Genomic DNA, 26,490 nt, shown 5'->3' on the forward strand with positions numbered 1-26,490 from the left:
TAATGAAGATTCAGAGAGAATATCCATTAGCTGAAAGGATATTTATTGGAATTATATATGAAGTGCCCTTTGGAGTACGATACCGAATTAAGTAGGCTATCGCGGTTTTAACCGTTATATTAATAGAGTATGATAGTACTTGAAGAGTGGGGTTATTTTTTTACCAAATAGAGTGGAACCGCGGATATTATCCGTCTCTAAGTTTATCTTAGAGGCGTTTTTTTTATCTCTAAAATAGCTTAAAGATAGTATGAAGTTAATTATTTAGATTAAAAATAAGTATATTGTTGATTTATGGTTTTACAATTGAAAGTTTTATGGAGGAAATATATTATGAACTTTTTAAAATCGCTTAAATATGATATAGACTCAGTTTTTCCAAGAGATCCTGCAGCTAGAAGTAGGATTGAGATATTTTTATTATATCCTCACATAAAGTCTCTTATATTTTATAGAATATCTAATTTTTTATATAGAAAAAAATTATTCTTTTTAGCAAGATTTATTTCAAATATCAGTAGATTTATTACAGGTATAGAAATACATCCAGGAGCTAAAATAGGAAGAGGTTTATTTATTGATCATGGAATGGGGGTGGTAATTGGTGAAACAGCAGAAATTAAAGATAATGTAACTATGTATCATGGAGTTACACTTGGTGGAACGAGTAATGAAAAGGGAAAACGGCATCCAACTATAGGAGAGGATGTAATTATTGGAGCTGGTGCTAAGGTTCTAGGAAATATATATATTGGTAGAGGAACCAAAATAGGATCTAACTCAGTAGTACTACAATCTACAGAAGAAAATTCAACTGTAGTAGGAATAGCTGCAAAACCTTTAAATAAAAAATAATATTAAATTTTAATAAAATATAGGGAGGAATTATTCATGAAAAAGATTTATAGGAGTTTAACAGAATTAATAGGAAATACACCACTATTAGAGCTTTCAAATTATAATAAAAAGCACAATTTAAAAGCAACTATAGTTGCAAAATTAGAATATTTTAACCCAGCAGGAAGTGTAAAGGATAGAATTGCAAAGGCAATGATTGATGATGCAGAGGCTAGAGGAATTTTAAATGAAGATTCCGTTATTATTGAACCAACTAGTGGAAATACTGGTATAGGGCTTGCTTCAGTGGCATCAGCAAGAGGATATAAAATAAAATTAGTGATGCCAGAAACTATGAGTATTGAAAGAAGAAACTTGATGAAGGCTTATGGAGCTGAGATTGTGTTAACAGAAGGTGCTAAAGGGATGAAGGGAGCAATAGCTAAGGCTGAAGAGTTAGCTGGTGAAATTCCAAATTCATTTATTCCCGGACAATTTGTAAATCAAGCTAATCCAGCAATTCATAAAGCAACTACAGGACCAGAAATTTGGGAAGATACTGATGGTGAAGTAGATATTTTTGTAGCTGGAGTTGGAACAGGAGGAACTATAACTGGAACGGGTGAATTCTTAAAGTCAAAAAATTCAAAGGTGTCAGTTGTAGCAGTAGAACCAGAAGATTCACCTGTGTTATCAGAGGGTAAAGCAGGACCTCATAAAATTCAAGGAATAGGTGCTGGATTTATTCCAGAGACTTTAAATAAAGAAGTTTATGATGAAATCGTAAAAGTATCTAATGATGATGCTTTTGATACAATTAAGGAACTAACAAAGACTGAAGGATTGTTAGTTGGAATATCTTCAGGAGCTGCATTAAAAGCAGCTACAGAATTAGCTCTTAAGCCAGAAAATGAAGGGAAAACTATAGTTGTTTTACTACCGGATACTGGAGAAAGATATTTATCAATTCCAAATTTTATATAGAGTATAACTAGTTAAGGAGAAGGGGTAAAGTTATACCCTTCTTTTTGTTAATTGAAATTTAAATAATTCATATTGTATTGAAATAATATTTAATATAACATTATATATAGAAATAAATGATAATAGTTAAATTAAATGTTAGGGGCGAGGTCTAGTGGCAGATAAAAATGGAGATGAATATGTAGTTTTATCCTTAAACCAATTAATAATAGATAATGAGGGGAAAACGGGGATCCCCTTTGAGGTACTGAGAAAGGTCTTTGGGTTTTCCATAAATGTAAAGGGACCTCATATTTATATAAAAAGTGCCTCAGATAAATTTGAAATTGCTACAGATAAATATAATAGGAAAGAGGGATCTACAGATAATTTTTTAGAAGACTTTAAATTTTTAAAGGAGAAATTTTCTTTTAAAGAATATTACCAGGGCTCTCTAATATATAGCTCAGACTTAAGGGGACTTAAGCACTATGATGTATTAATTACAGAAAATTCAACTTGGTGTAATATAACCCTAAGAGGAGACTATGTGAATTATTGTGATTTCTCAAGTAATAAAAATATAATAGCTCCACTTATGAAATTTTACTTTCCTAAGGATTATGATAAAATTCTTAAGGATATTTTAGAAAAGGAAAATGCAAGATACATATGTGATGAAAGAGATGTACTTATAAGAAAAGATTTTGATGATAATACCAAAGAAATCGTATTTTCTCAGTTAGGTGGAAGTTTGTAAAATAAAAATAGATTTTTTAGTAGAATTTCAATAAGAAATACATAGGATTTATTTTTAATTTGAAACTTAGGGAAAATGCAAAATAAGGAATACTCTTATATGGTATTCCTTATTTTGTGAGAAAATATTTATATTTAATCTTATTTGTTCTTGCGTAATAAGTTCCAAAGTGATGTAATGTAAAATAATAGAGTAGTAGCAAGTAGCAAGTAGCAATTAAAATTTGAATATATTTAAATGTTTAAAAGGATTATATTATAATTTAAGTACGCAGCAAATATTAGCCATAAAAGATATGGTATCTGTAAATATGCAGCACATTTATTTATCTTAGAAAAATTATATATCATAAAGGAAACTAATACTATCAATACCAAAATCCAAATGAAAGCAAAGGTAAATTGATTTAAGTTGAAAAATATTATAGACCAAAAGAAGTTGACTATCAGTTGAGCTATATAAAGTTTAAGACTATATTCTTTATATGGAGAATTTGATTCATAAACTATATAGGCAGAAATACCCATAAGTATAAAAAGAATAGTCCACACAATTGGAAAGACAATAGCTGGAGGAGCTAAATCAGGCTTTATAAGATTAGCATAAACTTCTCTACTATTTCTTGTAAGTAGTGAAGAGAGAAATCCGGTTCCTAAACTGAGTATTAAACTAATTATTAATGGTTTTAATTTAATGGTATATATATTTGACATATTTTCACCTCCTTAATGCTATAGAATTTAAATTTAGAGTTCATATAAAGTATATTAAAACTATTATAAATTAGTACTTATATAATAATCATATTATTATGAATATATTTTAGATATAATTACATAATATTTATTTGTGAGTGAAACTCATATTATAGAAGGGGATTAAGATGAATAATTTATTACATCCAGTAAATGAGAATAAGTTTAAAGAAATAGTTAATATAAGATTTAACAACATTAATGAAGGATTTAATAATTATAAGAGTGCAATGTTAGAAAGTAAAACTTTAGAGGAAGCTGAGGAAAATATAATTAAATTTATGGAGGAAGTTATAATATTAAATGGTGAGGATAACACCTTTGTAGATTTATATTTTTCTACTTTAGAAAAAGAAGATAAGGAAAGACTAATAGGGTTATTGGAAGAAAAAGATAAAGAAATAATGGAAAGTATTAAGGATACTTTACAGGGAGACACAATTTATTTTAGGTTAACAAAAGACATCATACCATTTATAACTAAATTAAGTACTAGAGAAGTTCTATTCTGTACTGTATATTTCACAAAATACCCATTTACTATATGGGGTAACTATAATAAAAAATTTCCATGTTTTTATAAGGAAGATAAAGTATTGGATTTATATACTAATATTGCAAAGAAATGCGATGTTGAAATTATTGTTTAATAATAGCTATTATTGACTAATTTATGAGTTAGTAATACTATAAGTATATAGCTATAAGGAAAATTACAGTTATAATATAGGGTATATATGGAGGAATTCAACATGAAAAAATTTATTTGCAAAGTATGTGGATACATATATGAAGGTGAAAAATTACCAAGTGATTTTGTTTGTCCAGTCTGTGGCGTGGGGTCAGAGATGTTTGAAGAATTGAAGGAAAGTAATTTGTTTAGTAAATTTAAAGTGCTTAATAAGGTTAAAGAAAACGATGTAGTTACATCTTTTTATTTAGCTTCTGTAGATAAAAAAGTTTTAAAAACACATAAAGCTGGACAATTTATTTCTATAAAACCAATAACTGAAGGGGATAAATCTAGTGAGGTTAGACAATATTCCTTATCTATGAAGCCAGGAGAAGAATTTTATAGAATAAGTGTTAAAAGAGAAGATAAAGGATTAATTTCCAGATATCTTCATGACAATATAAATGTAAATGATGAAGTAGAAATAACAGAACCATTAGGCGAATTTATATTAAAGGATAACAATAAACCCTTAGTGCTTATAAGTGGTGGAATTGGAATAACGCCTGTGATGTCAATGCTTTATAAGGCTATAGAAGAAGGACGAAAGGTAAAATTTATTCAGGCAGTTATAAATTCAAATGTTCATACTTTTAAAAATGAACTAAGGGATTTAGCTAAAAAATATGATAATGTAGACGTAGAATTTTTCTATAGTAAGCCATCAGATAATGATAAACTTGGGGAAGATTATCAATTTGAAGGATATTTAACTAAGGAATGGATTGAAAAAAATCTATCAAAGGATGAAGAATTTTATTTCTGTGGACCTTTAGGGTTTATGAAAATGATATATGATGCCTTAAAGGCAATGGGAGTGTCAGAGGATTATATAAATTATGAAATGTTTGGTCCATCTGCTGACTTATCAAAAATGTAGTTTACAGGGATATTTCAAAGTATATTTGAAGTATCCCTGTATTTTTTTATATTCTCCTAAATAGTTATGAATATTTTAAGCTTTAAAGCAAAGAATAGCAATATTAATAATTATAGAGGTGAAATTTATGAAAAAGTTATTGTATATAACTGTAAACTCTAAACCAGAAGAGTTATCTGCTAGTAAAACAGTAGGTAGAGCATTTGTAAATAAATTTTTAGAAAAGCATAAGGAGTTTATTCTAGAGGAATTAGACCTTTATCAGTGTCACATACCTAGACTTGAGTATGAATACTTTGAAAAAAGAAATTGTATGATTAAGGAAGAAGATTTTAGTAAGTTGAATGAAAAACAACAAGAAGAAGTTCATAAAATTGTAAAACTTGTGGATCAATTCAAAGAAGCCGACTTATATGTAATAGCAGCGCCGATGTGGAGTCTTTCCTTTCCAGCTCCATTAAAAGAATATATTGATTGTATAGTTATGGATGGAAAAACTATAAAAATATCAGAAAACAAAATGGAAGGACTATTAAATGACAAACCAAGGGCTATGGTATATATCCAATCATCGGGGGCATCTATTCCATGGATGTTAAGGTCTATTTTTAATAAAGGACTTGATTATGTAAGAGATATAATGAAGTATATAGGAATTAAAAAATTTGAGGAACTATTGGTGGATGGAACAGGTTTTACTGAAGAAGAAAGAAGAGAAGCTATAGAAGAGGCTAACAAAGAAGTAAATAAACTTATAGAAGAAATTTGGGAAAAATAATTAATATATTACAAAAAACTGTTAATATCCTACATATTAATAGTTTTTTTGCGTATACATAGGATGTTTTTTTTACTAAAGTGTTTATTATAATTCCGTTGATACGATTATAATTGTGTAACCTTTAATAAACAAATAAATTATATATTTTTATTAATAAGATTACTATTTAATTTTAACATAGTTATATATTATAGAATATTGAAGAAGTTTAAAATTAGACTAAGAAAGGAGATGGATATGAAATATATGCTTGTAGAAAAAATAATATATAAAAAGTAAAATTGTATGTGTTGAGTAAGCAATGACTTATATGTAAGACTGGAATTAATTATAGGGGGAGAATTATGTTTAAGTTTAAGCGTTTAGGAACTAAAATGACTGTGTTTATAGTAGGCATAGTGTTAGTTGGAATGTTAACAACTCAATTAACAACTACTATAATAATGAAACAAAATCTTAAAGAAGATACAAGTGAAAGAGGAACTACAGTAGTAGCAGAATTAGGAAAGTCCTTTGAAAAGGAGCTATTACAGTATGAAAAAGATTTAAAATTAATTGGAGAAGAAAGTGCTTTTAATAAGGAAGTGCTTAAGGATTCTGTAGCTTTAGAAGAGGTATCATCATTATTTAAGAATTATACTGAATCTAACTCACAGATATTAAGCATATATGTAGGATTTCAAGATAAAAGTATGCTTGCAGAACCTACATGGGAAGTGCCAGCAGACTATGATGTAACCCAAAGAGAATGGTACATAAAGGCATCAGAAAGTCCAGAAGATGTAATATGGACAGAACCATATATTGATGCCGACAATAATGTTCCAGTAATTACAGCAGCAAAAGCTATAGTTGAAAATGGAAAAGTAAAGGGCGTATTAGCTGTTGATTTATCTCTAGAAAACTCTTTAAACAATGTTAAAGAGCATAATGTAGGATACAAAGGTTATGCATTTTTAGTTAGCAATGAAGGAGTTGCACTATACCATCCAAAATTAATAAATGAAAACCTAAAAGAGCAACCTATGTTTGGTGAGATTTTCAAATCAGAATCAGGTTCTTATAAATTTAATGAAGGTAAGGAAGATTTAGAAGTATATTACTATACTATACCAAACTTCAATTGGAAAGTAGGAGCTGTATATAATGAGAAAGATATGCAAGCTAGTATAATTGAAATTAATAATTTTACTATGGCTATAACTTTTGTAGTGATGCTAGTATTAGCTATAATATTATTTATACTTATAAAAAGAATATCTAATCCTTTAGTTAAGTTATCCAAGGAAGCAAAGTTAGTAGCAGAAGGTGATTTAACAGTAGATATAAAATCTAAGTTGAAGGATGAAATTGGACAAGTAACTAATAACTTCAATAGCATGGTTAAGGATATTAACAATATAGTATCTAATGTACAAAAATCTATATATCAAATCAATAGTGCTAGTGAAAATCTAAGTGCTATATCAGAAGAAACTACAGCTTCAACAGAAGAGATAAATGCTGCAGTTGCAGAAATAGCTAGAGATACCTCAAATCAAGCAGAGACTATTGTAGGCATAGTAGACAAGGTAGAAAAACTTAATGAATCCATTGAAGATATTAATAATATTATCAATAAAATGAATGAACTATCCAATTCTTCTACAGCAGCATCAGAATTAGGCTTAGAAAATGTAAGTAATTTAAATATAAAAATTAATGAAAACACTACTGAACTTAATAAGGTAAATGACATATTCCAGGGATTAGTTTACAAGCTACAAGAAATAGATAAGGTTATCGATATGATAACTAATATATCTGATCAAACTAACTTACTAGCCCTTAATGCAAGTATAGAAGCAGCCAGAGCTGGAGATGCTGGAAAAGGATTTGCTGTGGTAGCAGAAGAAGTTAGAAAATTAGCAGAGCAATCTAGTGATGCAACAAATAAGATTAAGGAATCTTTAACTAATATAAATAAAGAAACTAATAATGTGAAAAGTGCAATACTTTATGCTAATGATATAAACAAAGAAACTGCAAGTGCTGTATTAAGTACAGAACAATCTTTTAATTCTATTAATGATGAGTTACAAGAAATAGTTGAATTAATAAGAGAAACAAGTCATAGAACAGAAGATATTAATAACTATAGTGGAAATATCTTAGGTGGAGTAGAAGACATTTCAAATAATGCACAACAGAATGCCTCTACCGTTGAAGAAGTTAGTGCTTCTATAGATGAACAAAGCGTTGTATTTGGAAGTATAGCACAACACTCTGAAGAATTATCACAATCTTGTCATGATTTATCGCAATTAATTAATCATTTTAAAGTAAGTAAGTAGAAATATTTTTTAGACTATAATAATGAAATAAATTATGGATAAAATAAAGGGTATCTCAAGTTGTGGAGATACCCTTTATTGTTACATAGGGTTATAACAAATATTTAATAAAGTAGTTGTAGGATTTTCTATAATAACTGAATCAACTCCATAAACATCTTTAATTAACTTAGAAGTAAGAATTTCTTTAGGTGTACCATAAGCAACGATTATACCTTCTTTTAAAACATAAAGTTTGTCACAATACATTGCTGCAATATTTAAATCATGAATTGCAGCCACTACTTCTATGTTAAGATTTTTTACAATACTCATAAGCTGAATTTGATATTTTATATCTAAATGATTAGTTGGCTCATCCAAGATCAAACATTCAGTTTGTTGTGCTAATGCTCTAGCAAGAATAATACGTTGTTGTTCACCACCGGAAAGAGTTAAAAAACTTCTATTTATAAAATTTACCATTCCTACTTTATCTAAGGCATCATAAATTATATCATAGTCCTCTTTTGTATCTCTATCTAAAAATTTTTTATGTGGAGACCTACCCATGAGTAATATATCTTTTACAGAAAAATCAAAATTATAATTATTATGTTGAGAAAGGACAGCTAATTTTTTAGAGCTTTCTCTTACTGAAATTTTGCTTAAGTCAATATCATCTAATTTTATTATGCCACTATTAGGTTTTAAGCTTCTATAGATACACTTTAATAAGGTAGACTTACCACTACCATTTGGTCCAATGATTCCTATGAATTCTTTATTATTTGCATTAATATTAATCCCCTTTAGAATGTCAGTATCACCAATTTTAACTTTTATATTCTCTGTTGAAATATGCATTAATTGATACCTCCAAATCCATAGGATTTTTTTATCATAAGCCATACAAAGCAAGGCGCACCTACCATAGAAATTAATATACCAATTGGAACCTCGGTGCCTTTTATTATAATTCTAGATAGTACATCTGCCCAAATTAGAAATATTGCACCTAGTATAGCTCCTATAGGAATTATTTTTTTATGATCTGTACCAAATAGTATTCTAACTATATGGGGGATTATAAGTCCAATAAATCCAATCATACCTGAGGAATATACTATTACACCAATCATTAAAGAAGTAATAATTAAATAAATGATTCTAAATCTATGTAAATCAGTACCTAAAGTAACAGATACTTCATCACCTAAAAGCATTAGATTTAGAGTTCTATATTGGGTCATAAAGAATAATGTTCCTATAAAAATAATAGGAAGTATAAAAGAAATTTCATTCCAATTAGCACCAGCCAAACTACCCATAAGCCAAAAACTAATGTTTTTCATTCCTTGAGAATCATTGGTAATATAAACTATAAAGCTTGAAAATGCACTACATACAGAGCTGAGAGCCATTCCGGAAAGAAGTAATTTTACAGAATTCGTTCTTCCACCTATATTAGAAAGCATTAAAACTAGCATTGAGATAGAAAAAGCGCCTATAAATCCCATTATTCCAATATAACTGCTACCTAAACTTGCGCCAATACCGAGTAGAATTGCTAAAGTAGCCCCAAGGGATGCTCCAGAAGATATTCCTAAAATATAGGGGTCGGCTAATGGGTTTTTAACAATGGCTTGCATTACAATTCCAATTACGGATAATCCCATTCCAACAGCTATAGCTAAAACTGTTCTAGGCATTCTAATCAACCATATAACATCTATTTTAGCAGCACTTGTAGAGAGCTCACCTATATTAAAAAGTTTATAAAGAATAATCCCATATACTTCTTTCATGGATATATTTACTGAGCCAATAGTAACAGCTAGTCCTATTGAAAGAATAAGTATTATTAAAAGAACAAGAGAAGTACCTATATAAATAGGCATTCTCTTAAAAATATTAGAATATCTAGTTCCGTGTAAATTTTTATTTTTAATCATCATAATTACTACTTACCTAAAGTTCCATATAAACCTTCAGAGAAAGTATTTATTCCATCTATAGTTCTGATGCCACTAGAATACATTTCTCCTAAAGATATAGGATATACTCTTTTATTTTTAATAGCTGAAAGTGTTTGAAGAGATTCATCTTTTAAAATTTTATCTACTTCTTGTTGAGGAATGTTTTCATCGCCTCTATCCATATAAACTACAAATATACAATCAGGGTTAAGAGTTATTAAGTCTTCTTTACCAATACTGTTTCCTTCGGGATTTAATAAATTAGCTCCAAGTTTTGTTATCATATCACCAGCTAAAGTATTAGCTCCGTAAGTACTGATTTTATCATCAAAGAATTCTACAACTAAAGTATTTTGTTTATCTTTATTTTTAACTGAATTAGCAGTATTTTCAACGGACTCAGTAATTTTATTCACTAGAGCTTGTGCTTTATCTTCAACATTGAAAATTTTTCCTAAGTTTAAAATGTCAGTAATTTCATTATCAATAGTTTTTTCTATAGAGATACCACTATTTAAAGATATATATGTATTAGTGCCATTATCATTCCAATAAGATACATCACCAAGATTTTTATCCTTAAAAAGTGAATACCAACCAACAATGAAGTCTGGTTCAGACATAACCACAGTTTCTTTTGAAGGCGTAAATTCTTTTAAATAATTAATTTTTTCAAAAGCAGCTTTATATTCTTCCTTTACAGGATGGTCAAGACCAGCAGCAGCCACTATTTTATCTTCAAGACCTAAAGCAAGAAGGGTTTCTATAGAGTTTTGATATACAGCAAAAACTTTTTCTGGCGCTTTATCAAAAGTTAGTTTTATAGGTTCTTTTTTGAAGTTATAAGTTTCAATTGTTACTGGATAATGAGAATCTTTAATTTCATTTTGAGGTGGATTAGATTTCTCAGTAGAAGTGTTTTTATCAGATTTGCTATTACTACAACCTACTAGACTAAGGATAAGTAATACGCTCAATAGAAGTGAAGTAATTTTTTTAAAATGTTTCATTGTAATTCTCCTTTAACATTATAATTATAATCAGTTAAATATTATAATTTGTATGAATATAAGGATACTCTTGATAAAACCATAGACAAAAGCATAGTTGTCATGGCGAATATCACTCTTTACTCGAAGAGTATCGATATTTTTAATATTGGTAAGTATCCTGACTTATAGATCATTATATTAATTAACCTTCCCAAACAAAAGTTCAGTGGTATAAATAATTAATACTCACTAATTACAGTAGCGGTACTGTGTGGAAATTTCATCCATCTTCCTTTGAAACCAATATCATTCATATACTATTATATTTCAACAATCCATACTTTATCATAGTTGAGAAAGGTTGTCAATGAATAGAAAGGAAGAACTCTTTAAATTTCCGGCAGACGCAAATATATTCTATACTGAATATATTATTTAAAATAACAAAGAATAGAAGTGTGGGTATATCAACCATGGAAGACGAATAGTAAATATGTAATAATAAATATTGATTAATAAAAACTATTAGGTTATAATGGAAATATATAAATAAGAGATTTAAGGAGGAATATGAAATGTCACTAGAACAAATCGTATGTTTATGTAATGGGGTTACTTATGCTCAAGTAAGAGAGGCTATGGCTCAAGGGGCTAGATCAGTAGAAGATATTCAAGCTGCTACAGGAGCAGGAGATGTTTGTGGAGGATGTATTGAAAGAATTGAAAAAATATTAGGCGATGTATGCACATGTAGAAATGTTTCTACTGAAGAGGTGGTGAAAGCAATACAAAATGGAGATACTACCGTAGAAAAAGTAGGTGTAACTACAGGGGCAGGAACAGCATGTGGAAAATGTAAATGTGTTATTGAGAGTTTAATTGAATCAAATAAATAATATGTTTTAATGTTACAAACAATTTCATTAGCTGTAAATCTAAAATCTAAAAATATAGTGTATTGAAATGTGATTTATAGTAATACTATTATAGAATAATTACATTATATATGATTAGTTATGTTAATCATATATGCCTATATTAAGGAGGAAGAATAAATGTCAGAAAATAGAATTATATGTACTTGTCAAGATGTAGACTATAATACTATAAAGAAAGCCATTGAAGATGGTGCTAAGACAGTAGATGATATAATGGAGACTACAGGAGCAGGAACTGTTTGTGGAGGATGTATTAGTGAAATAGAAGAAATTCTCCAAGAATTAAAAAAATAATTAATAGAAATTTTTAGGTCTATATTGATATATAAATTAGTTATATCAATATAGACCTAAATTAATTTTCATGTTTATTAGTTTTTCATCTGATTTTTTACATCATTTTTTAATTCTTTAGCTATTGTTTTCCCTCCAACCATAGCTTTATTGTACAGGTTTTTAGCTAATTGACCTTCTTCTCTAACTTCATCTTTCATTTGATTTTTAAGGTCGTGAACAAATTTCTTATTTGAAATAAATTCTTTAATATCTTCCTTTTTTTCACCATACTGAATTTTAACTTCAGTATACATATCCTTAACTTCACTAGTAACTTTATTCATACCTTCTTTAACTTCATCACCTATTTTATTCATAAAAATCTCCTCCCATAAAATTATTTTAAATGAAATTTAGTATCATATAGTAGAAATTATTATAAAAAATAAAAGAAAAATTTAATTCTATTTTCTATATAGTTTACTCAAATTACAAAATAATATTTAATGAATTTAATGGATATTCAATTTTAAAATTTAAATGGTTATATTAAAAAATATAGTGAAAGAATATACTCACCCCATGTATTAATAAAATAAAGAACCATAGATTAAGCTGTATGAAAAAAGTATTATATATGTATTATTAAGTAATAAAATTTAAAAAAAGTAATATGTATATTTTAAAAATATTGAAAATATGGTATACTAAACATGGATTGGGTATACATGACTTGAAATAGTCAATATAGTTAAAAATTTAACTATCCCAATAAAAGTAATATAATTGATAGCAACAAATAGCTACATAAAAAATATAACTATTTGCTGATATAAAGAAATCCATATATTTATTAAGGGGGAAAGAAAATGTTTAAAAAATTTACAAATGGTTGCGTTAAATTAGTTCAAAATTACCTACCAGATCCATTTTTATTTTGTATCATTTTAACTTTCATAATCTTTATTTCAGGTGTTTTATTCACAGGACAATCTCCATTATCTATGATTATTCATTGGACAAATGGATTTTGGAGTTTATTAGCATTTGCAATGCAAATGGCATTGGTTCTTGTTTTTGGTCATACCTTAGCTAGTGCACCAGCATTTAAAAAAATTACAAAGAAACTAGCTAGAATCCCCAAAACACCAACCCAAGCAATCTTATTAGTTACTTTTGTATCTTCTATAGCATGTATATTAAACTGGGGATTTGGATTAGTTATAGGAGCAATATTTGCAAAAGAACTTGCAAAGGAAGTAGATGGTGTTGACTATAGACTTCTAATAGCTTCAGCTTATTCAGGTTTTTTATTATGGCATGCTGGACTATCAGCATCAATTCCATTAACTCTTGCTACTGGTGGAGAATCTTTAGTTAAAGCTACAGCAGGAGCAGTAAGTGCTGCGGGAGTACCGACTAGTGAGACTATATTTTCACTATTTAATCTAGTTATAGTAGGCGTTTTAGTAGTAACTCTACCACTTATAAATAGAGCTATGCACCCAGATAAGGGCAGTGTTGTAGTTATAGATAAAGGATTATTAGAGGATGAAGAAGTGTTTGTAGAGATGCCAAAAGAAAATATGACTCCAGCTGATAAGTTAGAAAATAGTAAGATAGTTACTTGGTTAATTTCAATAATGGGATTTACCTATATATTATATTATTTTATTACTTCAGGATTTAATTTAAACCTTAACATAGTAAACTTTATATTTTTATTTTTAGGCATTTTGTTACATGGAACTCCTAAGCGATTTATAAATGCTCTAATGGAGGGCGCTAAAGGAGCGGGTCCTATATTACTTCAGTTTCCATTTTACGCAGGTATAATGGGCATGATGACAGGAGCAAATGCAGAGGGGATATCTTTAGCTGTATTAATGTCAAATGTGTTTGTAACTATTTCAAATAAAGTTACATTCCCAATGTTCTCATTTTTAAGTGCAGGATTAGTTAATTTCTTTGTACCATCTGGTGGTGGACAATGGGCTGTACAAGCACCTATAATGATGCCAGCTGGAGCAGAACTTGGAGTAAGCACAGCTAAAACAGCAATGTCAATTGCTTGGGGAGATGCGTGGACAAATATGATTCAACCATTCTGGGCTTTGCCAGCACTTGGAATAGCAGGTCTAGGAGCAAAGGATATTATGGGATACTGTATAATAGATTTATTATACTCAGGAGTGATAATTGCAGTAGGCCTTACTGTTATAGGTATGTAGAATTATTTTATAAATCTATATACTTAGAATAAATTCTGTCTACAATATAATACAAAGGACTTTTATAAAAATATATAAATAATCTTATATAAAATATTGAGCATGTACTTTAATATTACGAGGCGCTTTAGCCTTAATAATATAAGTACTTGCTCAATATTTTTCCACACTAAGTTATTTTATGATAAATTAGTTAGTTTACAATCAGATTACCTACGCCTACATTTAGATCAAAGGTGTATATATCTTCACCAGAAGTTTTGGCATTTATATCTATGCTACCTATACCAGTAGAAGTATCTAGCTTTACAGGAGAATTATTTGGAATAGATATAACAGTTTTACCTACACCACCATCATAAGTTAAGTCTCCTCCAACTTCAGCAAAGGTAATGGAAAGATTACCTACACCACCATCAATATCTATATCACCACATTTGTTAGAAAGATCTATGGTTGTATTTCCAACTCCTTGTTCAAGCTTTAGTTCTTGAAAAACTATATCTTTCAAGGTAAGATTTCCAGCACCACCTTCAACCTTTAATTTATTAATATTTATTCCATTAATAGAAATGTTACCAGCACCACCATGTAATTCTAAATCCTTATTAAAATCTTTAGGAACATTAATAGTAATTTCTCTAGATGTAGATTTATTAAAAAAGCCTAAGTTTATAGAAGAATTTACACCATGTTCTTTAATATTGAGGGTATTTCCTATAACATCAATTGTGGTTTTATCTACAAAGGAACTAGATCCCCTGCAAGTTATAGTAAAATCTGAACTGTCAACGGAGTTAATATTTACATTAGAAGCATGGATTTCAATATCTATATCTTCTATATTTTTCATAGGAATGGTTTTGGATATGTCTTCATCATAGGTGGTTAAATTTCCATTATTATCAAAGTCATCAAAGTTATTACTAATATCATCTAAATTATCTAGAAAGTCTGTACCTAGATTCCCAAATAATTTATCATTATTAAAATTCACTGAATTACTATTCTTAGGTCGAGATTTCACACCAAACTCTACATTACAACCCACAAGAAGAGTAGTCGTAAGTATTAGAGTAGGAATTATAATAAAAAGTTTCTTCTTCATAAAAAACACCTCTATTTTAATAAATTAATTAAATTATATCTAGTTTTTTGTCTATTCTATTGGCAGCAACTATTTGAAGTATAATTAGGGCTAATATATCTATAATTATTGCAAATATATCTAATTCAATAGCTCCATATTTACCTATGGTCATATACATATAAGGTAAAAAGTATAATATTAAATTAGCTATAAAGGAGTAAATAATATTTCCAACAATACTAGCACCTATTACAGCCAATACACATAAAGCAGTGCTTCTAATATAGGAACCTAGTATTGCGATTAATGCAGTTATAATTAAATAACTTATAATAGTACCTAAGGACATAGATAATGAAATATTAAGAACTATGGATGGGAAATTGCCAGAGTTAACCATAGCACCTAAAGCTACAATTATAGTAATAAAAAGATTTATAAAAATTAATTCTAAAAGATTACCTAGAATAAAATCTATACCAGATATAGGAGCTAAAAATAAAAGTCGCCCATATTCCTTTGATAATTGCATAGAAAATATTATTATATGAGCTATAAAATTCGTAGCGATAAGAATTGAAACAGCTGGTATTAGATCTAACCCTTGAGTGAACTTAGACAAAAATGAACTTGACCCAAGAGCTAAAACTAGAATAATAGCTTCTATTAAATACATAATTCTCAAGGTTCTAAAAGAATATTTAGCTATACTAAAAATATTTTTCATTTTAATTGATTTACTTTTAATTATTTTATTTTCCATAATATTCACCTATTCTGCAAATACCTTTCTATATATTTTGTCTATAGACGTACCGTACTTTATACGTAATTCTTCTGCATCGCCTTTTTCAATTATTGAGCCATCACCTAAAAATATTACTTCATCAAAAATCTGCTCAAGTTCCCCTACATAATGAGTTGTAATTATCATTGAAGCATTACTATCTAAATTATCTATAATTGCATTAATTATCTTATCTCTACTTATAATATCAACTCCAGAAATAGGTTCATCAAGGATATATAAGTTGCAATTTCTACTTAAGGTTAGGCTAAGAGCAACCTTTTCTAACATTCCTTTAGATAATGATTTAAGTTTTGCATCTGTTTGGATATTCATAAATTTTAATAAGCTTAGAGCTTTAGATTCATTAAAATCATAAAAGAAATCTTTATAAAACTTAATAGCATCATTTACCTTCATCCACTTAAATAGATAATCTTTTTCCTGTAGGTATGAAACAAACTGCTTAGTTTCCCTTCCAACTGACATGCCGTTAATAGTTACAGTTCCTAGAGTTGGTTTAAAGAGTCCAGATATAACATTTAACAAGGTTGTTTTTCCTTGACCGTTTGGGCCAAGGATTCCAAGAACTTTTCCTTTTTTTAAGTTAAAACTTATTTCATTTAAAATATGCTTAGCTCCAAAATTTTTGGATAGAGTAGTTATTTCTAGTACATTATCACTGAATGTGTTTAAATCCACATTATTTAAAAGTTCATCTTTAGTTACTATGGTAGTTGCATCATTCTTCAAGATTATTCCTCCTCATACATATTCATAATTAGTTCTAAAATTTCTTCTTTAGAAAACCCTAAGGTTTTACTTTTGTGGATAAAATCCCTTAGTAATTCTTTAGAATATTCTTTTCTTAGATTATCTATTATAGTTTCATCCTCTGTTAAAAATTTTCCGATACCCCTTTGAGTATTTATTAATCCTTCATTTTCAAGCTCAGAATAAACTCTTAATATAGTGTTTGGGTTAACTTTGAGTTCACTGGCATAATCCCTAACAGACAATAATCTCTCCCCTTTTTTAAGTTCTCCAGAAACAATTTTCATTTTCATGTAATTTTTTATCTGAATATATATAGGTTCCTTTGAGTTTAATTCTAACTCCATTTCATCACCTCATCTTATCAGTTATAGTGTCTTAATTACATGATACACTAGTACTGACTTAAATGGTATTATTAAAAAGTGCCATATAATCTGATTAGAGTAAAATAGATGTAAATTACTCTTGTTTTCTCTAATTTATAAGGAAATAAGCAATTTAGAAGATAAAATACTACAAAATAATCCAATATATAATAATTCATGTCATTAATTTGTTACTATATATTGTAATATATTACTTTAAAATGTATAATTGGTAGTGTGAATATACACTTGTAGAGAAATATGGAGATATAATATAAATAAATATACATATATGATAAAAAGCTATAAAAATTAACTTTTATAATAATTTCAGTGCAGTGAAGAAAGATATAATAAAGGAGATGGAAGTTTATGGAACAGGTTTTTAATAGTCTAGATGAAATGATATTAGTAGTTGATAGTAAAGAAAAAGTTCTATTTGCAAACTCTAAGTTAATAGAACGGTTTGAATTAAATGAAAAAGACTTACAAAAATCTTATAGAGACATAGCTTTACAACAAGATAGGGATATACTAAGGGAACTTATATGTAATTTTGAAATGTATACTAATAGAGTTATAGAGTATACGCTTTCTTTACAAGGGTTAGGCAAAATTCACTGTGATGTAAATGTTAACAAAGGAATGTGGTGCGGAGAGTCAGCTTTTTTTGTTACATTAAAAGAAAAAGAAATATATAGTAAAAAAAGTTTAGAAATACTTCTAGACAAGCTACCATATAGCATGTGGATGAAGGATGTTGAGGGCAAATATATATATGCAAATACTCAATATGTAAAAAACTTGGATGTTGATAAGGAGAGGGTTATAGGATCTTATGACTGGAACTTTTGTGATGAAGACCAATGTGATTATTCAAGTGAAACAGATCATGAAGTAATTGTTGATAAAAGACCAATACTATATGAAAGAGCGATTCATAATTCAGAAGGTGATATGTGGCTTGAAACTTATAAGGCTCCAATATTAGACCAATATGGAGAAGTAAAGTATATAATTGGTGTTTCAAGGGATATAACTTTTAACAAGAAGATAGAATCAGAATTGTTAGATAGTCATAAACAATTTTATGCTTTAAGTGAAGTAGTAAGCAATGGTTATAATGAAAGTAGTGGAAGATTTGATAATTTAAAAGAAGATATTATCCAAAAACTAGGTGCAGATGCTATAAATATCTGGGCCTATGATGATAAGGAAGGTAAACTTAGTTGTAAATGTTATCTAGGAAAATATAATGAAATAGATATTAACAATATAGAGTTTCCAATAACCTATGAAGAATTGGATAGATTATTTATAGAAGAGGGTGGCGAGGGATTAAAGCCACTGTGTGATAGAAAAAATTATCCTAATAAAGACATATTAGAAAAAAAAGGTGTAAAGTTTGTTGGAATATATAAACTTGAATATAATAATAGAATTATCGGTGTAATGAATTTCTTATATAGTGAAATGGATGGTAAAAAACTAAATAACCATAATTTTATAAAAGTATTGTGTAATCAAATCGCAGTAATAATAAAAAATGATATTTTATCTAAAGAGATTAAGTTAGAACTTAAAAAACGTATGGAAACAGAAAGTGAGCTACAATTATTTTTAGATACTGCTATTGACTTGATGGTTATAATTGGAGAAAACGGAAACCATAGAAAGTTAAATTCAGGGTGGGAAAAGACTTTAGGATGGAGCAAAGAGGAACTTTTAAAGATGAAGTGGACAGATATAATTCACCCAGAGGATTTAGAATTAAAGAATGAATTTATAAAAAAATTAAAAACAGAAGAAAAGATAATGAGTTTTAAGATTAGACTTATGTGCAAAAATGGAGATTCAAAGTGGATTCAATGGAATAGTAGATATTTAAAAAGTAGAGGAATATCTATTTGTACAGGTAAGGATGTAACAGAGCAGCATCAACTAGAAGAGCAAAGAAAAAATTATGAAGAAGCAATAAAATTAGAGAAAATTAAAGGTGAGTTTTTTTCAAATATATCTCATGAATTTAAAACTCCATTAAATATTATTCTTACAACTATGCAACTTATAAATAGTAATATAGAAAAAGAGCGTATTCGTGCTGACAAAGGCGTGGCTTTAAAAAGATACATGAATTCTATTAAACAAAATTCTTATAGACTATTAAGGCTTGTTAATAATCTAATAGATATAACTAAGATAGATGCAGGATATTATAAATTACAACTTGAAAATCATAATATTGTTAATGTTGTAGAAGATATTACCATCTCTGTAGCTCAGTATGTTGAGAATAAAGGAATAGAATTAATATTTGATACAGAAATTGAAGAAGAAATAATTGCTTGTGATCCAGATAAAATTGAGAGAATAATGCTTAATTTATTATCCAATGCAATTAAGTATACAAAGGTAAATGGAAGAATTGAAGTATATTTAGGTATTGATGATGGGAAAGTCTTCATATCAGTTATGGATAATGGAGAAGGAATAGAAAATGAAAAGGTAAATTTGGTATTTAATAGATTTATTCAAGCAGATGATACTTCAGAAAGAAGATATGAAGGTAGTGGAATTGGATTATCACTGGTTAAATCCTTAATTGAAATGCATGGTGGCAGCATTAATGTGACAAGCAAGGTTGGTGAAGGTACTAAATTTACATTTTATCTTCCAATAAGGATTGTAGAAATGGAGGAGGGCGAAAAAGACCATGTGCCTCATAAAAGTGAGATGATAAGTTCAAAGGTAGAAAAATGCAATATAGAATTTTCGGACATATACAATTAATGTGACTCCTAAAATCATTATTAGAAATTTTATTTTAGTTTATTATTTAGTAGTATATAAATATTATGATATAATAATGTTTATATTACTAAAAGATAAAATATAAATTATAAGGAGTTGTGTTGCTTCATATCATGATGGATAGAAGCGTATATTATGAATAAGACTAGAAAAATTATTTTTGAGGCCGCAATAAAAGTATTTTCAAGCAATGGTTACGAGAGTGCCACTATGGATGAAGTAGCAAGCGAAGCTGGAGTTGCAAAGGGAACTTTATATTATCACTTTAAAAGTAAAGAGGAATTATTTTATTTTGTCGTACAGACAGGAATTGATTTAATAAACAGTGAAGTTGAAGAATCCATAAAAGAAATAAGTGATCCTATAGAAAGATTGAAGGAATCTGCTAGGGTTCAGTTAAAATATGTGTATATTAATAAGGATTTATTTAGAGTAATAATGAGTCAGGTATGGGGACAAAAGGAACGTCATGAAGAAATAAGAGAGCAGGTAATGAACTTAATTAATATGAATTCTAAATTTTTAGAAGGAATTACAAAGAGTAGAAATATTTCTGACGAAGATTCAGATATATTAAGTTACTGCTTTATAGGGGTATTATTTTCATCTGCACTCTATGAAATTATAAATAATGATAATTATAATCATGATGAAGTAGTAGAAAAATTTATGGATTACATTAACTATGACATAAGATTATCTTGAGATATCAAATATAAATAAAAAAAATATACGATTTTAATAGAAGAGTTTTCTAACTAGGAGAATAGCAAGTTAGAGAGCTCTTTTTTAATATTTTTGAAAAGGATAACAGTAAAAATATTCTTTAATAATATTGACTAGTCAGTGCAAAAATAGTATATATATAATATTGACTGTAAAGTATAAAAAATTAAAGAAGGTGATAGTGTGAACTTTTTAAAAATTGCCGGTAAGGATATAAAAAGCATTTTTAAGAACAGATTCATAAGAGTATCGGTTATTGCAATTATTATAGTACCATTACTATACTCATTGTTGTACTTAGATGCATTTTGGGATCCTTATGCACGAATTCAAGACATGACCATAGCTGTAGTTAATGAAGATGGTGGTGCCTTACTTGATGGAGAACAGGTAAACTACGGTGAGGACATTGTAGAAAACTTAAAGGGAAATGAAGAGGTTGGCTGGGATTTTACTAGCAATGAAAAAGCCAATGAAGGTTTAGAAAAACAAGGGTATTATGCTAAATTTGTAATTCCAGAAGATTTTTCAGAAAGTGTTGTGGCTGCAAAAGAAGGTAAGCCTCAGGTAGCAGATTTACAATTTGTTTGTAACGAAAAGAAAAACTTTTTAGCAGCTCAAATCAATTCACAGGTTGAAAAGTTACTAAAAGAAGAAATTGTAGGAACAATTTCAAGCAACTATGTCACTGTTGCTTTTGATAAGCTATATGAAGCAAAAGATGGATTTATAAAGGCAGCTGATGGAAGTGAAAAACTTTATAATGGAATTGGTGAACTAAATGAAAAGGTACCTATGCTAGCGGAAGGTGCTAATAAACTTGGAGATGGTTCAGCACAATTAAAGGATGGACAAGGTGCTCTTAACTCTGGAATAAAGTCAATAAATAATGGCTTATCAGAAGTGAATAGTAAGGTGCCAACTTTAGGTTCAGGTGTAGAAAAGCTATATAATGGCTCACAGGAATTGAAAAATGGACTATCAGAAGTAAATAGTAAGTTTCCAGCTTTAAGCTCTGGAGTAGATAAGTTATATGCTGGTTCACAGGAATTGAAAAATGGACTATCAGAAGTAAATAGTAAGGTTCCAGCCTTAAGCTCTGGAGTAGATAAGTTATATGTTGGTTCACAGGAATTGAAAAATGGACTAGGAACTGCAGCAAATGGGTCAGTTGCATTAACAGCAGGAAGTAAAGGTCTTTATGGTGCATTTAATACAACAATTTATCCAAATGTAAATTCACTTAAAGATGGAGCTAATGAGTTAAATGGCAAGTTAAAAGATGGAGAAAGTAGAGTAAAAAAATTAAAAGAAGGTGGAGAAAAATTAAAAGCTGCCAGTGATAATGGGGTAGCGCCATCATCAGGTATAAATAAAGGATATCAATCAGTTACAGATGGAGTTAATGAGCTTATAAGTGGAGTTAATACATCTTCAGAAAAAATGGATAAAATAGCTAAGAGTATTGTAACAGCAGTTCAATCAAATCCAGAGGTAGCAAAAGACCCTAATATTCAAGATGCACTTAAAAAGATACAAGATCTAAGTAAAGAAACTAGTGAAACACCAAAGCAGATACAAGCATTACAAGCTGGAACTGAGGAATTTGGTAATAAACTAGGGGAGTACAATGGTAAGGTTAATGACTTTGCAACAGGTACATTAGCTTTAATAGATAATGTTAATAACATTGGTGCAGGAGTAAACAAAATCAGTGGAGGCTTAAATTCCTTAGAAGCTGGACTTAACGAAAATACTAAAGATTCATTTGGAGCTGGATTAAAATCATTATCAGACAATATGTCTGGTTTAAATGCAGGAATCAATAAGTTAAACAGTGGATCTAGTGAAATTAATGGTGGTCTTGGACAGCTAAGAAGCAATGTTCCAGCTTTAAGTGGTGGAATACAAGCTTTATATAGTGGATCTAGTGAAATTAATGGCGGTCTTGGACAGCTAAGAAGCAATATTCCAACTTTAAGTGGCGGAATACAAGCTTTATATAGTGGATCTGGCGAATTAAACGGAGGTCTTGGACAGTTAAGAAGCAATGTTCCAGCTTTAAGTGGTGGAATACAAGCTTTATATAATGGTTCAAATCAACTAGTAGATGGTTCTAATGCACTAGTAGATGGACAAAACAAGTTATATGATGGAGTGTCAGAGTTAACAGGAAAAGTACCACAACTAGAAGATGGAGTAGATAAGTTATATAAAGGATCAAATGAGCTTGCAACTGCTTTAAAAGATGGTGCAGGAGAGATGAAATCCGGACTTAAAAATTCCTCTGAGGAAATGGGTGACTTTGTATCAGCTCCAATAAATATGAAAAATGAACCAATAAATAAAGTGCCTAACTATGGAACAGGTTTTGCACCATACTTTATATCACTATCTTTATGGATAGGTGCAATAATGATGTTCTTCGTTATCTCAGCTAAAACTGATGATGATGCTAATTTATCCAAGTTTGATAAAGTTATAGGTAAATACTTATCCTTTGGATTTATAGGTTTATTACAAGCATTACTTGTAAGTGCAGTTGTGATGGGGCTAGGATTAACCCCAACAAGTACAGGTATGTATTTTGCATCCATAGTATTCTTATCATTGGTATTTATAGCAATAATTCAATGTTTAATATCCCTATTTGGAGATGCAGGAAGACTTTTAGGAATAGTATTATTAATACTTCAGCTAACAGCTTGTGCAGGTACATTCCCACTAGAGATAGTACCTAAATTCTTTAAAGTGATTAATCCATATATGCCATTTACTTATAGTGTAGAATTATTAAGAGAAGTTATTTCAGCCAATACAATTAATTATGGAATAGTCGGAAAAGATTTCTTAATCCTTGGAATTGTTCTTCTTGTATTTTTAACAATATCAATAGTATTTAAAAATGCAGGGGAAAATCTCCAAAATATAATTGAAGGAAGAAAAGGAAAATCAGTGGAAAATATAAAAGAACAATCAATGTAACAATAAACTTATTATTACAAAAAATCCTAACAATAGCTGGTTGTAAAATATAAATGTTCGTGTTATAATGACAATACAATTGGTAAGACTCGTATATAATCGGTAATATGGTCCGAAAGTTTCTACCTGCAAACCATAAATTTGCAGACTACGGGGAGTTGTATTTTATTATAACTATAGGCATTATAGTGATGAATCACAGCACCTCAATTTTTATTGAGGTGCTTTTATTTTTTGATTTAAATAAATCTAAGGAAGTAGCTAACCCTTAGATAAAATTAAAACAATATCTAAAAGGAGATGAACTTATGAATAATGAAGAACTATTAACTAATGATATTGGATTAACTTATGGTGTTGATGATAACCCAACTTTAGTTAAAAAGATATTATTTGGTTTACAGCATATATTTGCAGCTTTTGGAGGGATAGTAGTAGTGCCTCTAGTAATAGCAAGTGCATTAGGATTTGATGCAAAAATAACTACAACATTAATAAGTGCAACAATTTTAGCTTCCGGTATTGCTACTATAATTCAAGCTAGAGGTTTCGGAGTTATAGGTTCAAGGGTTGCTTGTATCATGGGTACAGACTTTACCTTCGTTTCACCAGCTATTTCGGTGGGAACAGTACTTGGACTTCCAGGAATAATTGGAGCTACTATTTTAGGAGCATTCTTTGAAATTATTTTAAGTTACTTTATTAAACCTCTTATGAAATTATTTCCGCCAATAGTTACGGGAACAGTGGTATGTTTGATTGGACTTACATTATTACCAGTATCTATTGATTGGGCTGCGGGTGGAGTTGGAGCTGCAGATTATGGTAGTATTAAGAATTTATCAATAGCCATGTTTGTTTTAATTTTTACCTTGATTTTAAATAGATATGGAAAAGGTATGGTTAGTAGTGCATCCATTTTAATTGGGATGGTTGCGGGATATATAATTTGTATTCCCTTAGACTTAGTGAGTTTTACAGCTATTAAAGAAGCTAGTTGGATTTCATTCCCTAAAATATTTGAATATGGAGTAACCTTTGATATAAAAGCTGTAATTGCATTTATTCCAGCATATTTTGTAACTACTATAGAAACTGTTGGATGTCTTAAGGCTATTGGAGAAACCTCTCAGATACACATGGATGAAAAACGTGTGGGTGCTGGTGTATTGGCAGATGGTATAGGAAGTATGTTAGGTGGAGTAGTAGGTTCTTTCCCAAATACTACCTTTAGCCAAAATGTAGGATTAATAGCATTAACAAAGGTAGCAAGCAAACACGTTGCAGTTATGGCAGGAATAATTATGGTGATTTTAGGTTTCTTACCTAAACTAGCAGGTCTAATAAGTGGAATACCACAACCAGTTCTTGGTGGAGTTGGAATAGTAATGTTTGGAACTGTTGCAGCAGCAGGAATAAAGACTTTAAGTAGAGTAAGACTTACTGAAAGAAATCTACTTATAATAGCTACATCTATAGCTTTAGGTCTTGGAGTTACCTTTAGGCCAGATGTTATAGCACAATTACCAGAAGGATTAAAGATGATTTTCTCATCAGGAATATCTACAGGAACTATAACTGCTTTAATATTAAATTTAGTATTAAAAGAAGATAAAGTAGAGAAAATAAAAGTAGAAAAAAGTGAGGTGGCATAATGGAAACTTTAAAAAATCGCATATTAAAAGATGGACATGCGTTAAATGAATCTGTATTAAAGGTAGATTCTTTCTTAAACCATGGAGTAGATGCTAAATTAATGCAGGAAATAGGAACAACCTTTAAAGAACATTTTGAAAACCATGGAATAACTAAAATCTTTACCATTGAAAGTTCAGGGATAGCTCCTACAGTTATGACCGCACTTCAAATGGAATTACCAATGGTAACACTAAAGAAACAAACATCTAAGATTTTAAGTGGAGATGTATATCAAACTACAGTACATTCTTTTACTAAAGCTGTAGATTATGAGTTAACTTTATCAAAGAAATTTATATCACCAGAGGATAATATACTTATAATAGATGATTTCTTAGCATATGGAGAAGCAGCACAAGGCGCTATAAGATTGGTAGAAGAAGCTGGAGCAAAGGTTGCAGGAATTGGAATAGTCATAGAAAAATCCTTCCAACCAGGTCGTAAAAATCTTGAAGATAAAGGCTATGAAGTATATTCACTAGCAAGAGTGAGTAAGCTTGGTAAAGATATTATAGAATTTGTAGAAGAATAATAAAAAAGGTGCATGGGCACCTTTTTTATTTTGTAATACGCTAGTATCCATATTGCATATTCATGAATCTCGCAAACCCGCACTATGACAACAACTATTTAACTATTTAACTAGTTTTATATATAACTATAGATATAGTTAAAATTTTATATAGTCATATCTGATAAATGATGGACTTACGTCAATATTTTGGACACGATATTTCTATAAATTTGACGCCTTAACTAAATCTTCTTTAGCTTGAGGCGTTATATAACCAATAGAACCATGAATTCTTTTTCT

24 protein-coding genes, 2 riboswitches and 1 other annotated feature (1 of these 27 cut by a window edge) are annotated in these 26,490 nt (G+C 29.2%); of the genes, 15 read left to right on the plus strand and 9 right to left on the minus strand.

Translation table 11 applies throughout. The features are described 5' to 3' along the window. Positions 1–202 (plus strand) — a binding site (T-box leader); it begins 30 nt to the left of the window's first position. 131 nt (positions 203–333) lie between these two features. The 3 genes from epsC to ACTNBA_RS05345 all read left to right on the plus strand — a co-directional run bounded on the left by epsC (position 334) and on the right by ACTNBA_RS05345 (position 2,560). Next, positions 334–855 carry a serine O-acetyltransferase EpsC gene (gene epsC / locus ACTNBA_RS05335; RefSeq protein WP_346866911.1) on the plus strand — a complete coding sequence of 174 codons (522 nt, stop codon included), beginning with the start codon at positions 334–336 and terminating at the stop codon, positions 853–855. Positions 856–891: 36 nt separating this feature from the next. After that, on the plus strand, positions 892–1,821 hold the full coding sequence (cysK, locus tag ACTNBA_RS05340) for a cysteine synthase A (protein WP_150841785.1): 930 nt from the start codon (positions 892–894) through the stop codon (positions 1,819–1,821). 154 nt (positions 1,822–1,975) lie between these two features. Further along, positions 1,976–2,560: a hypothetical protein gene (locus ACTNBA_RS05345; RefSeq protein WP_150841786.1), complete on the plus strand. Its 585-nt coding sequence runs from the start codon at positions 1,976–1,978 to the stop codon at positions 2,558–2,560. A 233-nt stretch (positions 2,561–2,793) separates the two neighbouring features. Here ACTNBA_RS05345 and ACTNBA_RS05350 read toward each other — a convergent pair whose 3' ends face one another. Next, positions 2,794–3,273: a TspO/MBR family protein gene (locus ACTNBA_RS05350; protein WP_441072939.1), complete on the minus strand. Its 480-nt coding sequence runs from the start codon at positions 3,271–3,273 to the stop codon at positions 2,794–2,796. Positions 3,274–3,443: 170 nt separating this feature from the next. On the opposite strand from ACTNBA_RS05350, the gene ACTNBA_RS05355 reads away from it, so the two are divergent. From ACTNBA_RS05355 to ACTNBA_RS05370, 4 genes are all read left to right on the plus strand, one after another. Next, entirely contained in the window at positions 3,444–3,965 is a 522-nt protein-coding gene (locus tag ACTNBA_RS05355; RefSeq protein ID WP_441072940.1) for a hypothetical protein, read from the plus strand. Between the two features lie 102 nt (positions 3,966–4,067). Beyond that, positions 4,068–4,928, plus strand: coding sequence for a rubredoxin-like domain-containing protein (locus tag ACTNBA_RS05360; protein WP_441072941.1), 861 nt, complete (start codon positions 4,068–4,070; stop codon positions 4,926–4,928). Positions 4,929–5,055: 127 nt separating this feature from the next. After that, positions 5,056–5,706, plus strand: a complete 651-nt coding sequence (locus tag ACTNBA_RS05365) for an FMN-dependent NADH-azoreductase (RefSeq protein WP_346847576.1) — start codon at positions 5,056–5,058, stop codon at positions 5,704–5,706. A 347-nt stretch (positions 5,707–6,053) separates the two neighbouring features. After that, positions 6,054–8,042: a methyl-accepting chemotaxis protein gene (locus ACTNBA_RS05370; protein WP_441072942.1), complete on the plus strand. Its 1,989-nt coding sequence runs from the start codon at positions 6,054–6,056 to the stop codon at positions 8,040–8,042. 81 nt (positions 8,043–8,123) lie between these two features. On the opposite strand, the gene ACTNBA_RS05375 is transcribed toward ACTNBA_RS05370, so the two are convergent. Genes ACTNBA_RS05375 through ACTNBA_RS05385 form a run of 3 tightly spaced genes read right to left on the minus strand, consistent with a single transcriptional unit; the run spans position 8,124 to position 11,010 of the window. Continuing rightward, a complete protein-coding gene (locus tag ACTNBA_RS05375) occupies positions 8,124–8,888 on the minus strand; it encodes an ABC transporter ATP-binding protein (RefSeq protein ID WP_441072943.1) in 765 nt (254 codons plus the stop codon). Then, positions 8,888–9,976: a FecCD family ABC transporter permease gene (locus ACTNBA_RS05380; protein WP_441072957.1), complete on the minus strand. Its 1,089-nt coding sequence runs from the start codon at positions 9,974–9,976 to the stop codon at positions 8,888–8,890. The genes ACTNBA_RS05375 and ACTNBA_RS05380 overlap by 1 nt, the downstream gene beginning before the upstream one ends. An 8-nt stretch (positions 9,977–9,984) precedes the next feature. After that, a complete protein-coding gene (locus tag ACTNBA_RS05385) occupies positions 9,985–11,010 on the minus strand; it encodes an ABC transporter substrate-binding protein (RefSeq protein WP_441072944.1) in 1,026 nt (341 codons plus the stop codon). 133 nt (positions 11,011–11,143) lie between these two features. After that, a riboswitch (cobalamin riboswitch) is annotated at positions 11,144–11,312 on the minus strand. 255 nt (positions 11,313–11,567) lie between these two features. Here ACTNBA_RS05385 and ACTNBA_RS05390 point away from each other — a divergent pair. After that, positions 11,568–11,888 (plus strand): (2Fe-2S)-binding protein, encoded by a 321-nt coding sequence (locus ACTNBA_RS05390; protein WP_346847572.1) that lies wholly within the window; start codon positions 11,568–11,570, stop codon positions 11,886–11,888. A 159-nt stretch (positions 11,889–12,047) separates the two neighbouring features. Beyond that, positions 12,048–12,224, plus strand: a complete 177-nt coding sequence (locus ACTNBA_RS05395) for a (2Fe-2S)-binding protein (RefSeq protein ID WP_441072945.1) — start codon at positions 12,048–12,050, stop codon at positions 12,222–12,224. A gap of 77 nt (positions 12,225–12,301) precedes the next feature. On the opposite strand, the gene ACTNBA_RS05400 is transcribed toward ACTNBA_RS05395, so the two are convergent. Beyond that, entirely contained in the window at positions 12,302–12,583 is a 282-nt protein-coding gene (locus ACTNBA_RS05400; RefSeq protein WP_346847571.1) for a hypothetical protein, read from the minus strand. 492 nt (positions 12,584–13,075) lie between these two features. Here ACTNBA_RS05400 and ACTNBA_RS05405 point away from each other — a divergent pair, with 492 nt between their 5' ends. Next, positions 13,076–14,437, plus strand: a complete 1,362-nt coding sequence (locus ACTNBA_RS05405) for a short-chain fatty acid transporter (protein WP_441072946.1) — start codon at positions 13,076–13,078, stop codon at positions 14,435–14,437. Between the two features lie 193 nt (positions 14,438–14,630). Here the strand turns inward: ACTNBA_RS05405 and ACTNBA_RS05410 are convergent, their stop codons facing one another. The 4 genes from ACTNBA_RS05410 to ACTNBA_RS05425 are packed head-to-tail and all read right to left on the minus strand — an operon-like array spanning position 14,631 to position 17,435. Next, entirely contained in the window at positions 14,631–15,545 is a 915-nt protein-coding gene (locus ACTNBA_RS05410) for a DUF4097 family beta strand repeat-containing protein (protein WP_441072947.1), read from the minus strand. Between the two features lie 28 nt (positions 15,546–15,573). Further along, the gene (locus ACTNBA_RS05415) at positions 15,574–16,290 is read right to left on the minus strand and encodes a hypothetical protein (RefSeq protein WP_441072948.1); all 717 of its coding nucleotides are present in this window, start codon (positions 16,288–16,290) and stop codon (positions 15,574–15,576) included. A 9-nt stretch (positions 16,291–16,299) separates the two neighbouring features. Then, on the minus strand, positions 16,300–17,067 hold the full coding sequence (locus tag ACTNBA_RS05420; RefSeq protein ID WP_441072949.1) for an ABC transporter ATP-binding protein: 768 nt from the start codon (positions 17,065–17,067) through the stop codon (positions 16,300–16,302). A gap of 2 nt (positions 17,068–17,069) precedes the next feature. Beyond that, positions 17,070–17,435, minus strand: coding sequence for a GntR family transcriptional regulator (locus ACTNBA_RS05425; RefSeq protein ID WP_150841796.1), 366 nt, complete (start codon positions 17,433–17,435; stop codon positions 17,070–17,072). Positions 17,436–17,828: 393 nt separating this feature from the next. Here ACTNBA_RS05425 and ACTNBA_RS05430 point away from each other — a divergent pair, with 393 nt between their 5' ends. From ACTNBA_RS05430 to ACTNBA_RS05450, 5 genes are all read left to right on the plus strand, one after another. Continuing rightward, positions 17,829–20,246 (plus strand): PAS domain S-box protein, encoded by a 2,418-nt coding sequence (locus ACTNBA_RS05430; RefSeq protein ID WP_441072950.1) that lies wholly within the window; start codon positions 17,829–17,831, stop codon positions 20,244–20,246. Positions 20,247–20,402: 156 nt separating this feature from the next. Further along, the gene (locus ACTNBA_RS05435) at positions 20,403–20,972 is read left to right on the plus strand and encodes a TetR/AcrR family transcriptional regulator (RefSeq protein WP_035132024.1); all 570 of its coding nucleotides are present in this window, start codon (positions 20,403–20,405) and stop codon (positions 20,970–20,972) included. Positions 20,973–21,176: 204 nt separating this feature from the next. Then, complete coding sequence (locus ACTNBA_RS05440; protein ID WP_441072951.1) at positions 21,177–23,978, plus strand: YhgE/Pip domain-containing protein; 2,802 nt, start codon at positions 21,177–21,179, stop codon at positions 23,976–23,978. Between the two features lie 69 nt (positions 23,979–24,047). Beyond that, positions 24,048–24,149: riboswitch (purine riboswitch) on the plus strand. Between the two features lie 137 nt (positions 24,150–24,286). After that, positions 24,287–25,633, plus strand: a complete 1,347-nt coding sequence (locus ACTNBA_RS05445; RefSeq protein ID WP_441072952.1) for a uracil-xanthine permease family protein — start codon at positions 24,287–24,289, stop codon at positions 25,631–25,633. Next, positions 25,633–26,208 carry a xanthine phosphoribosyltransferase gene (locus tag ACTNBA_RS05450; protein ID WP_035132017.1) on the plus strand — a complete coding sequence of 192 codons (576 nt, stop codon included), beginning with the start codon at positions 25,633–25,635 and terminating at the stop codon, positions 26,206–26,208. The genes ACTNBA_RS05445 and ACTNBA_RS05450 overlap by 1 nt, the downstream gene beginning before the upstream one ends. Positions 26,209–26,490: the final 282 nt, after the last annotated feature.

This window comes from Clostridium sulfidigenes (assembly GCF_052067195.1).
Taxonomy (GTDB): Bacteria; Bacillota; Clostridia; order Clostridiales; family Clostridiaceae; genus Clostridium_J; species Clostridium_J sulfidigenes.